The 13,510-nt window shown below is 66.8% G+C and carries 17 protein-coding genes; 13 read left to right on the top strand and 4 right to left on the bottom strand.

All coding sequences use genetic code 11. The features are described from left to right. Positions 1–70: 70 nt before the first annotated feature. From nudE to gcvH, 9 genes are all read left to right on the top strand, one after another. Positions 71–634, top strand: coding sequence for an ADP compounds hydrolase NudE (gene nudE / locus Q0P60_RS06215; RefSeq protein WP_005418435.1), 564 nt, complete (start codon positions 71–73; stop codon positions 632–634). Then, the gene (gene cysQ / locus Q0P60_RS06210; RefSeq protein WP_294989789.1) at positions 631–1,434 is read left to right on the top strand and encodes a 3'(2'),5'-bisphosphate nucleotidase CysQ; all 804 of its coding nucleotides are present in this window, start codon (positions 631–633) and stop codon (positions 1,432–1,434) included. The genes nudE and cysQ overlap by 4 nt, the downstream gene beginning before the upstream one ends. A 13-nt stretch (positions 1,435–1,447) precedes the next feature. After that, positions 1,448–2,287 (top strand): nucleoside triphosphate pyrophosphohydrolase, encoded by an 840-nt coding sequence (gene mazG, locus Q0P60_RS06205; protein ID WP_294989786.1) that lies wholly within the window; start codon positions 1,448–1,450, stop codon positions 2,285–2,287. Continuing rightward, positions 2,284–2,610 (top strand): YnfA family protein, encoded by a 327-nt coding sequence (locus Q0P60_RS06200; RefSeq protein WP_294989782.1) that lies wholly within the window; start codon positions 2,284–2,286, stop codon positions 2,608–2,610. Before mazG ends, Q0P60_RS06200 begins: the two co-directional genes overlap by 4 nt. A gap of 68 nt (positions 2,611–2,678) precedes the next feature. Beyond that, positions 2,679–2,981: a DUF962 domain-containing protein gene (locus tag Q0P60_RS06195; RefSeq protein ID WP_294989778.1), complete on the top strand. Its 303-nt coding sequence runs from the start codon at positions 2,679–2,681 to the stop codon at positions 2,979–2,981. A gap of 66 nt (positions 2,982–3,047) precedes the next feature. Further along, positions 3,048–4,007 carry an SPFH domain-containing protein gene (locus Q0P60_RS06190; RefSeq protein WP_294989775.1) on the top strand — a complete coding sequence of 320 codons (960 nt, stop codon included), beginning with the start codon at positions 3,048–3,050 and terminating at the stop codon, positions 4,005–4,007. Position 4,008: 1 nt separating this feature from the next. Then, complete coding sequence (locus tag Q0P60_RS06185) at positions 4,009–4,449, top strand: NfeD family protein (protein ID WP_294989772.1); 441 nt, start codon at positions 4,009–4,011, stop codon at positions 4,447–4,449. A 176-nt stretch (positions 4,450–4,625) separates the two neighbouring features. Then, positions 4,626–5,738: a glycine cleavage system aminomethyltransferase GcvT gene (gene gcvT, locus Q0P60_RS06180; RefSeq protein WP_294989769.1), complete on the top strand. Its 1,113-nt coding sequence runs from the start codon at positions 4,626–4,628 to the stop codon at positions 5,736–5,738. A 93-nt stretch (positions 5,739–5,831) separates the two neighbouring features. Further along, entirely contained in the window at positions 5,832–6,227 is a 396-nt protein-coding gene (gene gcvH / locus Q0P60_RS06175; RefSeq protein WP_294989766.1) for a glycine cleavage system protein GcvH, read from the top strand. Between the two features lie 294 nt (positions 6,228–6,521). On the opposite strand, the gene Q0P60_RS06170 is transcribed toward gcvH, so the two are convergent. Next, positions 6,522–6,893 (bottom strand): hypothetical protein, encoded by a 372-nt coding sequence (locus tag Q0P60_RS06170; RefSeq protein WP_294989763.1) that lies wholly within the window; start codon positions 6,891–6,893, stop codon positions 6,522–6,524. 111 nt (positions 6,894–7,004) lie between these two features. Between Q0P60_RS06170 and Q0P60_RS06165 the strand changes: the two genes are divergently transcribed. Next, the gene (locus tag Q0P60_RS06165; protein ID WP_100473639.1) at positions 7,005–7,523 is read left to right on the top strand and encodes a histone; all 519 of its coding nucleotides are present in this window, start codon (positions 7,005–7,007) and stop codon (positions 7,521–7,523) included. 119 nt (positions 7,524–7,642) lie between these two features. On the opposite strand, the gene Q0P60_RS06160 is transcribed toward Q0P60_RS06165, so the two are convergent. Then, positions 7,643–8,536 (bottom strand): LysR family transcriptional regulator, encoded by an 894-nt coding sequence (locus Q0P60_RS06160; protein ID WP_294989758.1) that lies wholly within the window; start codon positions 8,534–8,536, stop codon positions 7,643–7,645. A 114-nt stretch (positions 8,537–8,650) separates the two neighbouring features. On the opposite strand from Q0P60_RS06160, the gene Q0P60_RS06155 reads away from it, so the two are divergent. Beyond that, complete coding sequence (locus Q0P60_RS06155; RefSeq protein ID WP_294989755.1) at positions 8,651–9,409, top strand: SDR family oxidoreductase; 759 nt, start codon at positions 8,651–8,653, stop codon at positions 9,407–9,409. Positions 9,410–9,508: 99 nt separating this feature from the next. On the opposite strand, the gene Q0P60_RS06150 is transcribed toward Q0P60_RS06155, so the two are convergent. Further along, positions 9,509–10,909: a serine hydrolase domain-containing protein gene (locus Q0P60_RS06150; RefSeq protein WP_294989752.1), complete on the bottom strand. Its 1,401-nt coding sequence runs from the start codon at positions 10,907–10,909 to the stop codon at positions 9,509–9,511. A gap of 285 nt (positions 10,910–11,194) precedes the next feature. On the opposite strand from Q0P60_RS06150, the gene Q0P60_RS06145 reads away from it, so the two are divergent. Both Q0P60_RS06145 and Q0P60_RS06140 read left to right on the top strand, forming a co-directional pair. After that, positions 11,195–12,523 carry an MFS transporter gene (locus Q0P60_RS06145; protein ID WP_294989749.1) on the top strand — a complete coding sequence of 443 codons (1,329 nt, stop codon included), beginning with the start codon at positions 11,195–11,197 and terminating at the stop codon, positions 12,521–12,523. Between the two features lie 76 nt (positions 12,524–12,599). Beyond that, positions 12,600–12,950: a DUF1304 domain-containing protein gene (locus Q0P60_RS06140; protein WP_294989746.1), complete on the top strand. Its 351-nt coding sequence runs from the start codon at positions 12,600–12,602 to the stop codon at positions 12,948–12,950. Positions 12,951–13,030: 80 nt separating this feature from the next. Here Q0P60_RS06140 and Q0P60_RS06135 read toward each other — a convergent pair whose 3' ends face one another. Next, positions 13,031–13,504 carry a hotdog fold domain-containing protein gene (locus Q0P60_RS06135; protein ID WP_294989743.1) on the bottom strand — a complete coding sequence of 158 codons (474 nt, stop codon included), beginning with the start codon at positions 13,502–13,504 and terminating at the stop codon, positions 13,031–13,033. Positions 13,505–13,510 lie beyond the last annotated feature (6 nt).

The raw sequence follows: 13,510 nt of genomic DNA, 5'->3' as shown, positions 1-13,510 counted from the left end.
TCATGAACATGTTGCTGCCTGCACATTCTATCGGCCCCGGCGCAGGCGCCGGCCGCCGCGGAGATTCCGCATGAACGATGACCGTGCCGGCCGTCGCTTGCCGATCATCCATCGGATCACCGACGAGGAGAACGGTCCCTTCCAGCGCCAGCATCTGGACCTGGAGTTCTCCAACGGCGAACGCCGCCGCTTCGAGCGTCTGGTCAGCCGCGGCCACGGGGCGGTGGTGGTGGTGCCGATGCTCGACGACGAGACCGTGCTGCTGGTACGTGAATACGCTGCCGGCATGCACCGTTACGAGCTGGGCCTGGTCAAGGGCCGGATCGACGCCGGCGAGACCCCGGAGCAGGCGGCCGACCGTGAACTGAAGGAAGAAGCCGGCTACGGTGCGCGCCGGGTTGACGTGCTGCGCGCGATGACCCTGGCCCCGACCTACATGAGCCACCAGTCGTGGCTGGTGGTGGCACGCGACCTGTACCCGGAAAAGCTGGCCGGCGATGAGCCGGAAGAACTGGAAGTGGTGCCGTGGAAGCTGGCCGAGCTGGACCAGCTGATGCTGCGCGAGGACTTCTCCGAGGGACGCTCGCTGGCGGCGCTGTTCATCGCCCGCCAGTGGCTGCAGGGAACGCGATGATCAAGCTGACCACGGATCTGCGCGAGACCGCCATCGCCATCGCCCAGCAAGCCGGACAGGCCATCATGCAGGTGTATGCCGATGGCTTCGACGTACAGATCAAGGAAGACAACAGCCCGGTCACCGCTGCCGACCTGGCGGCCAACCAGGTGATCGAGCAGGGCCTGCAGCAGCTGACCCCGGAGCTGCCGATCCTGTCCGAGGAATCGGCCCAGGTGGGGTGGGAGCAGCGCCGCCACTGGGGTGCCTACTGGCTGGTCGATCCGCTCGACGGCACCCGCGAATTCGTCAAGCGCAACGGCGAGTTCAGCGTCAACATCGCGCTGATCTACCAGGGCGCACCCGCGTTCGGTGTGGTACTTGCGCCGGTCACCGGCATCGTCTGGCACGCCATGCGTGGCGAGCTGGCGTACCGCCGGCAGGGCCTGCATGACACCGTGCTGCGCACCCGTACGCCGGCCACCGCACCGCTGCGGGTGGCCGCCAGCCGGTCGCACCGTTCGCCGGAAACCGAAGCCCTGCTGGCACGCATGGGCCGCATCGAGACCATCGCGCAGGGCTCGTCACTGAAATTCTGCCGGATCGCCGAAGGCGGCCTGGATGTCTACCCGCGGCTGGGCCCGACTTCCGAATGGGATACCGCCGCCGGCCAGTGCGTGCTGCACGCCGCCGGTGGCGCGGTACTGTCGGCGGCGACCGGCAAGCCGTTCCGCTACAACCGCCGCGAGACCCTGTTGAACGGCGATTTCATTGCCCTTGGAGATACCAGCCTGCCGTGGCGCGACTGGTTGTCCGATTGACCCTGGAGGCCGCATGAGCGCGCATGACACCCCCACCACCGGCAGCGCCGCCAGCAACGAGCTGGAGCGCCTGCTGGCGATCATGGCGCGCCTGCGTGATCCGCAGGGCGGCTGCCCCTGGGACCTGGAGCAGAGCTTCGCGACCATTGCCCCGTACACCATCGAGGAGGCCTACGAAGTGGCCGATGCGATCGACCGTGGCGATCTCGACGATCTCTGCGATGAACTGGGCGACCTGCTGCTGCAGGTGGTGTTCCATGCGCAGATGGCCGAGGAGCAGGGCGCGTTCGCGTTCGCCGAGGTCGCGCGCGCGATCAGTGACAAGATGCAGCGCCGGCACCCGCACGTGTTTGCCGATGCCAGCGTCGACGATGCCGATGGGGTGATGCGCAACTGGGATGCGATCAAGCGCGCCGAACGCGCGGCCAAGGGCGAGCAGGACAGCTCCGCGCTGGCCGGCATCTCGCGTGGCCTGCCGGAATGGCAGCGGGCGGTGAAGCTGCAGTCGCGTGCGGCCAAGGTCGGCTTCGACTGGCCCGGCCCGCTGCCGGTGCTGGACAAGGCGGCCGAAGAACTGCAGGAACTGCGCGAGGAATTCGAACGCGGCGACCTGGCGGGCAACAAGGTGCGCCTGCAGGAAGAGCTGGGCGACCTGCTGTTCGTCTGCGCCAACCTCGCCCGCCATGCCGATATCGACCTCGGCGCGGCACTGCGCGGTGCCAATCACAAGTTCGAGCGTCGCTTCCGTGCCATGGAGGCGCAGGCCGAGGCGCAGGGCGGCAGCTTGTCCGCGCTGGACCTGGAGGCGCAGGAAGCGCTCTGGCAACACGCCAAGGCAGCGGAAAGGGCATGAAGACGCTTGGCCTGTTCCTGCTGACCGCGCTCGCCGAGATCGTCGGCTGCTACCTGCCGTGGCTGTGGCTGCGCAAGGGCGGCAGCATCTGGCTGCTGCTGCCGGCGGCGGCCAGCCTGGCCCTGTTCGCGTGGCTGCTGACCCTGCACCCGACCGCCAGTGGCCGTGTCTATGCCGCCTATGGTGGTGTCTACATCGGCACCGCGCTGTTCTGGCTGTGGCTGGTCGATGGCATCCGCCCCAGCCGCTGGGACCTGTTCGGCGCAGCGCTGTGCCTGGCCGGCATGGCGGTGATCATGTTCGGGCCGCGCCAGCCGGGCTGACCCGGCAGCGCCGGTCGGAAAGGCGCATGATGCGGGTGCCGGCCCCTGCGGGCCCCCGGAGCACGCGCATGTCCCGCTTCGCCAGCTTCCGCGAGTTCTATCCGTTCTATCTCAGCGAGCACCGTCATCCGGTGTCGCGCCGGCTGCATTTCATCGGCAGCTGCGGCGTGCTGCTGCTGCTCGCCGCGGCGATCCTGCGCGGGCAGCCGCTGCTCCTGCTGGCCGCCCTGGCCTGTGGCTACGGTTTTGCCTGGGTCGGCCATTTCTTTTTCGAGAAGAACCGTCCGGCCACCTTCCAGCATCCGCTGTATTCGTTCATCGGCGACTGGGTGATGTTCCTCGACATCCTGCGCGGGCGGGTGCCCTGGTAGCCGCGCTGTGCAGGCCGCCTTCACGCGCTATGCTGGGGCCTGGACGTCATAGATAAGGAAAGCGCGATGTTCCCGACCATGTTCTTTACCGTGGTACTGGCCTTCGTGGCCGTGGTGATCCTGTTCAAGGCGGTACGGATGGTGCCGCAGGGCTATGAATGGACCGTCGAGCGCTTCGGGCGCTACACGCACACCATGACGCCCGGCCTGCACTTCCTGATCCCGATCGTGTACGGGGTGGGGCGCAAGGTGAACATGATGGAGCAGGTGCTGGATGTGCCCAGCCAGGAAGTGATCACCAAGGACAACGCCGCCGTGCGCGTGGATGGCGTGGTGTTCTTCCAGGTGCTGGACGCGGCCAAGGCGGCCTATGAAGTGGCCAACCTGGAAGTGGCGATGATCGCCCTGGTGCAGACCAATATCCGGACCGTGATCGGTTCGATGGACCTGGACGAATCGCTGAGCCAGCGCGAGGTGATCAATGCGCAGCTGCTGAGCGTGGTCGACCATGCCACCAATCCGTGGGGCGTGAAGGTCAACCGCATCGAGATCCGCGACATCCAGCCACCGCGTGACCTGCTGGATGCGATGGCGCGGCAGATGAAGGCCGAGCGCGAGAAGCGCGCGCAGATCCTCGAGGCCGAGGGCTCGCGTCAGTCGGAGATCCTGCGCGCCGATGGCGAGAAGCAGGCCACGGTGCTGGAGGCCGAAGGCCGCCGCGAGGCGGCGTTCCGCGATGCCGAGGCGCGCGAGCGCCTGGCCGAGGCCGAGGCGAAGGCGACCCAGGTGGTTTCCGCGGCGATCGCCGAGGGTGACGTGCAGGCGATCAATTACTTCATCGCCCAGAAGTACGTTGAAGCCTTCAAGGAGCTGGCCAGTTCGCCGAACCAGAAGCTGGTGCTGATGCCGATGGAGGCCAGCGGCGTGATCGGTTCGATCGCCGGCGTGGCCGAACTGGCCAAGCAGGCGCTGGCGTCGCAGGGCAATGCACCGGCGGCCAAGCGGCCACCGCCGATCGGGGGCTGACATGCGCTGGGAAGTCGTAGGCTGGGGTGCATTGGCGCTGCTGCTGTTCGCCGCCGAGGCACTGGCTCCGGGCGCGTTCATGCTGTGGATCGGCATTGGTGCGGCCGCCGTGTTCGTGCTGGTGGCGGTGTTCAGCGATATTCCCCTGCTGTGGCAGGTGGTGGCCTTCGTCGTGCTGAGCGTGGTCTCGATCCAGTGCTACCGGCGCTGGGGGCGCGCACGGGCCCGCGCCAGCGATGCGCCGCTGCTCAACCGCCGCGCCGAACAGCTGGTCGGCCGCGAGGTCGCCCTGCAACAGGCCATCGTCGCAGGCCAGGGACGGGTCAGCATCGATGACGCGTCCTGGCAGGTGAGTGGTCCTGACCTGCCTGCCGGCACCTGGGTGAGGGTGCTCAGCGTGCAGGGCACGGTGTTGCGGGTCGAGGCCGTCGGCCCGGCCTGAGGGTACCGTGGGTCGGGCCTGTGTCCGGCGCGCGCCGCAGTTTCTGCGGCCGCCGCCGGCGATGGTTGCGCATCTCGTGGGTTTCCAGTGCAGGTCGCCGCTGCGCTGCGGCACGCCTGCGGGCGACCGATCTGGGATAATGCGCGTTCTTGTTTCCTCTGCTGCCGGACCCGGTCATGACCCAGAAGACGCTGCTCAACGATACCCACCGCGCCCTTGGCGCCAAGATGGTCGATTTCGGGGGTTGGGACATGCCCATCCACTACGGCTCGCAGCTCGACGAGCATCACCTGGTGCGTCGCGAGTCGGGTGTGTTCGACGTCAGCCACATGACCGTTGTCGACCTGCGCGGCGATCAGGTCAAGCCGTTCCTGCGCCGCCTGCTGGCCAATTCGGTGGACAAGCTGAAGGTGGTCGGCAAGGCGCTGTACTCGTGCATGCTGAATCCGCGCGGTGGCGTCATCGACGACCTGATCGTCTACTACCTGGGCGACGACTTCTTCCGCATGGTGGTCAATGCCTCCACCCGCGAGAAGGACCTGGCCTGGCTGCGTGAGCAGGCCGCACCGTTCGGCGTCAGCGTCGAGCAGCGCCCGGACCTGGCCATCCTTGCCGTGCAGGGACCGCAGGCACGCGACATCGTGATCGGCCTGGCCCGCGAGGCTGACCGTGAAGCGCTGGCCAAGCTCGGCCGCTTCGCCGCCCTGCAGGTGCAGTCCGATGAGGGCATCGAGCTGTTCGTCGCCCGTACCGGATACACCGGCGAGGATGGTTTCGAGATCCTGCTGCCGCAGGATGCCGTGGTCGGGTTCTGGAACCGCCTGCTGGCGGCAGGCGTGAAGCCGGCCGGCCTCGGTGCGCGCGACACCCTTCGCCTGGAAGCGGGCATGAACCTGTACGGCCAGGACATGGACGAAGCGATCAGCCCGTATGAAGCGGCGCTGGCCTGGACCGTGTCGCTGGACGAAGGCCGTGACTTCATTGGTCGTGACGTGCTGGAGGCGCAGAAGAGCGCCGGCACCGCGCGCCAGATGATCGGCCTGGTGATGGACGAGAAGGGCGTGCTGCGCCACGGCCAGGCAGTCACCACCGCCAGCGGCCAGGGCGAGATCCTGTCCGGCACCTTCTCGCCGACCCTGGCCAAGGGCATCGCCTTCGCCCGCGTACCGGCCGGTGAACTCGGCGAGGTCAGCGTCGACATCCGCGGCCGGCAGGTGCCGGTGCGCGTGGTCAAGTTCCCGTTCGTGCGCGAAGGCCAGGCCCAGCCCGGCGTGCTCGCCGACGCCTGATCCGAAACTGCCGGTCGTCACTGACAGCAGTGGCGGCCGGTTGGTTACACTAGCCCCGTTTTTTCCACCCCTGCATATCTCTGGAGCAGTCCCATGAGCGAGATCCCCGGCGACCTCAAGTTCCTCAAGTCCCATGAGTGGGCCCGTGTCGAAGGCAATGGCCGCGTCACCGTCGGTATTTCCGACCACGCCCAGGGCCTGCTGGGTGACCTGGTCTACGTCGAACTGCCGGAAGTCGGCGCCGACGCCAAGGCCGGCGAGCAGATCGCCGTCGTCGAGTCGGTGAAGGCCGCCTCTGACGTCTACAGCCCGATCAGCGGCAAGGTCGTCGAGGTCAACTCGGCCCTGTCCGACAAGCCGGAAACCATCAACGAAGATGCCTACGGCGAAGGCTGGATGTTCGTGGTCGAACTGAGCAACGCCGAAGAGGTCAACGAACTGCTGGACCCGGACGCGTACGCCGAAGCCCTGGAGAACGACGACCACTGAGTCGTCGTTTCCCGGTTCGGACACGGCCACCTTCGGGTGGCCGTTTTTGTTTTGCCGCACGCGCGCCGGACTCATGACGCTGGGTTCGCTGCACACCCTTGGCGCGGTATCAGCGAACCCGCAAACGGTGCCGACGGGCATGCGCAGTTTTGCGCAAATCCGCGTTTCCACCCCGCGCCGAAGCGATCGGATGTGAAAACTTTTCGCCCCCCGTTGCGGCCCCGTTGTGCTGGCGTTGGCGACGCTGCCGGTGACCACCGGCGATGCACGTGCGCTGTTGTCCGGAACATGTGCCTATCTGCGCAGAGTGCTTATTTCAAGTGTTTTTTGTTCGTAGTGCGCATCGGCGTCGTCGCATGCGACCGGCGTGCGCGCCGCTTCAATGGTCGTTGCCGGACGCGCACGGCGGTGGCGCGGGCGGCGTCCGGGATGGCGCGGATGTGAAAATTTTTCGCGGGGGTTGTTGACAGTAAAAAAAACCGTGATTAGGTTTCGCCTCAGCAGACCTTGCCTGCCCAACCGAGTGCGCAGAATCAATCGTCCGATGCGAAGCAGCCCCTTCAAGACCACCGCGATCCTGCTGACGGTGGACATGGCCCCGCTTCCCCCGGAGAAATGCAAGGCAACTCCCGTTCCGATGCCCGCTCCGCCGATCGAGGCGGGCATTGCCGCATCCGTAACGGCGCGCCTGACGCGCCGGCGGTCCCCGCACGCAGCACCCGCGGGTTTGATCCACCTGGGCGTTTCAACTCCCTATCACTGACGAGGAGCCATCCCATGGCAACCAAGAAAGCTGCGAAGAAGAAGCCCGCCGCCAAGAAAGCGGTGAAGAAGGTCGCGAAGAAGGCCGCTGCCAAGAAGGCAGTGAAGAAGGTCGCGAAGAAGGCAACCGCCAAGAAGGCAGTGAAGAAGGCTGCGAAGAAGGTCGCCAAGAAGACCACTGCGAAGAAGGCAGTGAAGAAGGCGGCGAAGAAGGTAGCCAAGAAGTCCGCTGCCAAGAAGGCCGTCAAGAAGACCGCGAAGAAGGCCGTCAAGAAGGTAGCCAAGAAGGCCACCAAGAAGACTGCCAAGAAGGCCACGGCCCGCAAGCCGGCCAAGAAGGTCGCGAAGAAGGCGACTGCCAAGAAGGCCGTCAAGAAGACCGCCAAGAAGGCAGTGAAGAAGACCGCGAAGAAGGCCACCAAGAAGGCTGCCCCGAAGAAGGCAGCGAAGAAGGTTGCCAAGCGCAAGCCGGCCGCCCGCAAGAAGAAGGCCGCTCCGGTCGCTCTGCCGGCAACCCCGGCGCCGCTGATCTAAGTACTTCCCGATAGCCGCATCCTGAAACCCCCTTCCCCGGCTGCCCAGCGGGGAGGGGGTTTTTTTATGGGCCGTTTGTAGAGTCAAGCCAGGCTCGACTGTTTCTCCGGCGGTCGACGCTAGCGGTGCGGCGCCGGTGGAAAGCGCTCCACCAGGAAGTCCAGGAAGCTGCGCAGGCGGGTCGAGTGGTAGCGCTCGTGGGCGTAGACCACGTGCATCGGTCGACCGGTCTGGCCGTGTTCCGGGAACAGCTGCACCAGGCGCCCGGCGTCGACGTCGGCAGCCAGCAGCAGTGCCGATTGCAGCACGATGCCCAGCCCATGCAGCGCCGCCGCACGCAGCGCTTCGCCGTTGTTGATCTGCAGCCGGCCGCCGGGCGCACGCTCGAGCCCGCCAACATCGGCCTGCAGCCACTGTGCGAGTGCGCTGGGCTCGAAGGACAGGCATTGATGCAGGGCGAGGTCCTGCAGGCTGCGTGGCGTGCCATGACTGGCCAGGTACGCCGGCGAGGCGCACATCATCAGGCGGTACGGCGTCAGTGCGCGTGCGACCAGCGTGCTGCTGTCAGCCAACGTGCCGATGCGTAGTGCCGCTTCGAAGCCCTCTTCGGCCAGGTCCACCACGCGATCGGTCAGCGTGGCTTCGACACGGACCTCGGGGTAGTGCGCCATGTAATCCGCCAGCGCTGGCACCAGCGCATGGGTGCCGAAGATGACCGGTGCGCTGATGCGCAGGGTGCCGGCCGGCGCCAGCTGCTGGTGCTGCGCCTGCGCGTCCGTTTCTTCCACCAGCCGCAGGATCTCCCGGCAGCGGGTGTAGTAGTCCTCGCCGAAGGGCGTCATGTGCTGGCGCCGGGTGGTGCGGCTCAACAGCTGCATCCCCAGCCGTGCTTCCAGCGCACGCAGGTGCTTGCCGGCCATCGTCGCCGAGATATCCATTGCCGCCGCCGCAGCGCTGAGGCTGCCCTTGTCCACGATCAGCACGTAGACCTGCATGCTCTCCAGCAGGTTCATCTGACACCCCAGGTGTTGAATGCTGAAACCTGCGTGGAGTTTATCAATCAGGAGTGATCAAACAGCATGCAGGGCACGGGCCGGATGTACCGGCTGGCGGATTGGGAGAACATCATGGATCTGGGTCTTGAAGGGCGTACCGCATTGGTCACCGGGGCCGGTAGTGGTATCGGTGCCGGTGTGGCCAGGCTGCTGGCGGCACAGGGAGTACGCATGGCGATCAGCGCACGGCGTGCCGAGCCGCTGCATGCGCTGGCGGCGGAGATCGAATCTGCAGGCGCGCCGGCACCGATCGTCCTGCTGGGCGACGTCACCGATGCGGAGCAGGTACGCCACATTGCGGATGCAGCCTCGGCGGCACTGACGCGTGTCGACATCCTGGTCAATGCGGCTGGAGGAGGCCGGCCGACCACGGTGGATGCGGGGGACGAGGTCTGGGAGGAAGCCATGGCCTTGAACTTCTCTGCGGCACGACGCCTGACCCAGGCACTGCTGCCGGCGATGCAGGCGCAGGGCTGGGGGCGGGTGATCAACCTCAGCGGTTCGATGGAGCCGCGCGCGGTGAATGCTGCCACGGCGGCGAAGGCGGCGTTGCATCTGTGGAGCAAAGGGCTGTCGTCGGCGCTGGCCTCTCAGGGCATCACGGTCAATGCGATCGCGCCAGGACGCATCAACAGTGCGCAGATCCGGGACCGGCTGCATCCCACCGAGGAAAGCCGGCGTGAGTTCATTGAACGCAACATTCCGATCGGGCGCTTTGGTGATCCGGAGGAGGTGGCGCCGCTGGTGGCCTTCCTGGCCTCGCCCTTGGCCGGCTACATCACCGGTGCGGTGATCCCGGTGGATGGCGGCATGCACTACTTCGCGCATTAGCCCGGCATTCGTGGAGTCGAGCCATGCTCGACTCCACACCTGCAAACAGAAAGGGCGGCCCGCAGGCCGCCCTTCGCACACACGGTCGAGTCCGCCAGGTCAGCGCGGCGAAGCCACGGCGCGGTTGCCCGAGGCACCCTTGCCCTTGCGCTTGTCCTGCTGTGCCGGGCTTGCACCCTCGGCCATCAGGTTGTCACCGCCGAAGTCGGTGTCCACGTCCAGCCAGCGCTGTGCCGGCAGGCCGAGCGCGGAATCGAGCACGGTCGGCAGCAGGCCGCTGGGCAGGCCGCTTTCGCCGTTCCACAGGATGGCGATGCCGAGGTCGCGTTCCGGCACCAGGGCGACCAGCCCGCGATAGCCCTGCACGGCACCGGCATGGAACACCACGTCGTGGCCGGCGTAGTCGAAGGTGCGCCAGCCCAGCGCGTAGCCGGCCGAGTGCAGGCGCTCGCGGCGCCAGCCCGAACGCATCTCGCCGGGGGTGTTGATCAGGCTGGAGTGCAGGGTCGCCAGCAGCGGTGCCGGCAGTACATCGGGGCGGTGCCCGGTATGGGCCAGCAGCCACTGCGCCATGTCGCTGGCACTGGCATTGACGCCCGCAGCCGGGGCGACGCGGTAGTAGGTCGGCTTCGGCGTCAGCGACACCCAGCCGTTGCGGCTGCGCACATGCGGGCGTGCCCAGCGCGAACTGGCCTGGATGCCGGCCAGGCCAAGGCTGGCATCGTTCATGCCCAGCGGCTTGAAGATGCGGCGCTCGACCGACTGCTCGTAGAAGCTGCCGGAGGCGGCATAGACCACATCGCCGATCAGGCTGAAGGCCACGTTCTGGTAAGCGTAGCAGTCGCCCGGCAGGCACTTCAGGCTGGTGTTGGCCAGCTTCTGGGTCAGTGCGTAGTACTCGGCGTTGCCTTCGATGTCGCGGTCGTAGGCGTTGTAGGGCAGGCCGACGCGGTGGCTGAGCACGTCGGCCACGGTCAGGCGATCGGTGGCCTCCGGCGAGTTCAGGCGGAAGCCCGGCACGTAGTCGGTGACCTTGCTGTCCCAGCGCAGGGTGCCGTCGTTGACCAGCAGGCCGGCCATGGTGCCGGCGAATGCCTTGGACAGCGAGGCCAGGCGGAACACGGTGTGGGCATCGACCGGCAGCGGGTTGTTGACGTCGGTGACGCCGTAGCCGCGCGCGCTGAGGATGCGGCCGCCCTGCACGATCGCCACCGCCATGCCCGGCACGCGCTCGCCATAGGTGAGCTGCTGCGCCATCGACTCGATGTTGGCGACGTTGAAGCCTGCGGCGGGCGCCTGCACATGCGGCACCAGGCCGGTGCGGTAGGCCGCCGGCTGGGTATGGGCGACGGCAGCGGCAGCGGGTGATTCGATGTTGGCCGGCAGCGGCGGCAACGGTGGCGGGGTCTGCGCGGTGGTGGACAAGGCAACGGGCATCAACATGCCCAGCAAACCGGTGGCCGCCGAACGGATCGGACGACGCAGGCTGTTCTTTTTCATCGGTTGGACCCGTGCGCGACTGCTGATGGCGATTCTAGCGCCGCTTTTCCCCTGTGCACAAACAAAGCGAAGATGAATGCGCATCTATTTGAAAAAGTTGGAATTTTGACGCACCGAAAGCGTGTATCGGAACGTGTCATCCGGCCCGATCATGACACTGCATTGCAGTCCGAGGTGTGCCCCGTGCTGGCGATGTTGCAGTGCATTGGCTAACGTACGCGCTTCACTGCCCCCGGAGCCTGCCATGCCGCTGTCCAACCGCCGTCTTCTGGCGAGGGACGTCGCGTGAGTGCGGTACCGGGCAGGGGGCCACTGCGCGGCCTGACGCTGGCGCTGCGCGAGTCGCCGGCACTGTGGTGGTCGTTCCTGTATTTCTTCTGCCTGCTCAGCGGCTACTACGTGCTGCGTCCGGTGCGCGAGGCGATGGCCGCCTCAGCCGACCTGGAAACGGTGTTCCCGCCGGTGCTGATCGCCTGGTTCGACAGCCACGGCATCGCGCTGAAGGACTTCGTGCTGCAGTTCCTGTTCTCCTGCGTGTTCGTGATCATGCTGGTGCTGCAGCCGGTGTATGGCTGGCTGGTCAGCCGCTTCCCGCGGCGGGTGTTCCTGCCGGTGCTCTATGGCTTCTTCATCGTCACCCTGCTGGGCTTCTACGTGCTGTTCGACAGTGGCGTGCCGGGCCGGGGCATGGCGTTCTTCTTCTGGATCACCGTCTTCAACCTGTTCGCGGTGGCGGTGTTCTGGAGTTTCATGGCCGACGTGTTCTCCAACGCGCAGGCGCGTGCCTGGTACGGCTACATCGGCGCGGCCGGCACCATCGGCGCCTTCCTTGGCCCGATCATCACCAGTGCGCTGGTGCAGCGCGTGGGCATCGCCAACCTGATGCTGGTCTCGGCCGGCTTCCTGCTGGTCTGCCTGTTCTGCATCTGGCGCCTGCGGCACTGGGCGGTGCTGCGCGAGCAGGCGCAGCAGCTGGTGTCAGGCGAGCAACCGATGGGCGGCAGCGTGCTCGACGGCCTGAAGCTGATCGTGCGCGAACCGCTGCTGCGCTGGCTGGCGATCATGGTGGTGTTCGGCGTCGGCGTGGGGACCCTGCTGTACAACCAGCAGGCCAGCATCGTGCGGGCGGCCTTCACCGATCCGGCGGCGAGCACCGCGTTCTTCTCGCGCATCGACCTGGCGGTGAATGCGCTGGCGCTGTTGATGCAGCTTGGCCTGACCCGCTGGCTGCTGTCGCGGCATGGCATCGCGCCGGCGCTGTTGATTCCCGGCTTTGCGATCCTGATCGGCTTCTCGGTGCTGGCGGCCTCGCCGATGCCGCTGATGGTGGCGGTGGTGCAGGTGATGACCCGTGCCAGCGAATTCGCGCTGGCCAAGCCGGCACGCGAAACCATCTATACCCGGGTCGACCGGCAGTGGCGCTACAAGGCCGGCGCGGCGATCGATACCGTGGTCTACCGGGGGGCGGACCTGAGCTTCGCCTGGGTGCACAAGGGCCTGTCCCTGTTCGGTTCGCACGTGGTGTTCATCGGTGGCGTGGTGGTTGCCGGCCTGATGACCCTGGCCGCGTTCGGGGTGCTGCGCGAAGAGAAGAAACTGCCGCGCGACCGCTGATTGTCCGGTGTCGGATCCCTGTCCCAACGGGAAAGGGATCCGACCCCATTCTCCATCCCTGTCCAAGGAATCGCCCATGTACTGGATCGCACTCGCCCTGACCCTGCTGGTGGCACTGCTGCACGTTTACTTCCTGGTGCTGGAGATGTTCCTGTGGACCCGCCCACTGGGGCTGAAGACGTTCCGCAACACGCCGGAGAAGGCCGAGACCACGCGCGTGCTGGCGGCCAACCAGGGGCTGTACAACGGCTTCCTGGCAGCGGGCATCCTGGTCGGCCTGGTGACGGCCCAGCCGGCCCTGGTGACGTTCTCGCTGGCCTGTGTGGTGGTGGCCGGGTGCTATGGCGCGTACAGCGTGAGCCGACGGATCTTCATGATCCAGGCGCTGCCGGCGATCCTGGCGCTGGTGCTTCGCGCGTTGGCGTGACCGGTACCTGTAGCGCCGAGCATGGGCTCGGCTCTACAGGAAGCCCGAAGCCGAGCGTGGACTCGGCTCTACAGGTGGGATCAGTGTGATCTGGCCGGGGACAGCCACATGTCGATGACCGCGCTGAACACCTCCGTCCCGGCACGGTCGCGCACGCTCACCGTCACCGGCAGCGCGTAGCCCTCGCTGGCCGGCACGATCGGCTGCGCGGGAAGCGCCACCGCCTGCAGGGTGCCGCGTGCCTTGGCCAGGTACCGCACCTGCATCCCCTTCGGAATCCAGCGCATGCCTTTCGGCAGTGATGCATCAACCATCAGGCCGGCGGTGAGTTCGGCCAGGTTGCACATCGCGATCGCGTGCACCGTGCCGATATGGTTGCGCACGCGGCGGCGGTCGGCCAGCGTGCCTTCGCACCGGCCGTGCTCCAGGCGGGTGATGCGTGGCGCGATGCTGGCGAAGTAGGGCGCCTTGAAGCACACCGCGCGGGAGAACAGCCAGCTGCCGGCAGGCCAGCGCTGCAGGCGGTGGTAAAGCGAAAGCAGGGGCGTGGACATGATCGG

The sequence above is a fragment of the uncultured Stenotrophomonas sp. genome (assembly GCF_945952405.1).
Taxonomy (GTDB): Bacteria; Pseudomonadota; Gammaproteobacteria; order Xanthomonadales; family Xanthomonadaceae; genus Stenotrophomonas.
This window is presented reverse-complemented; position numbering and strand designations above follow the sequence as displayed.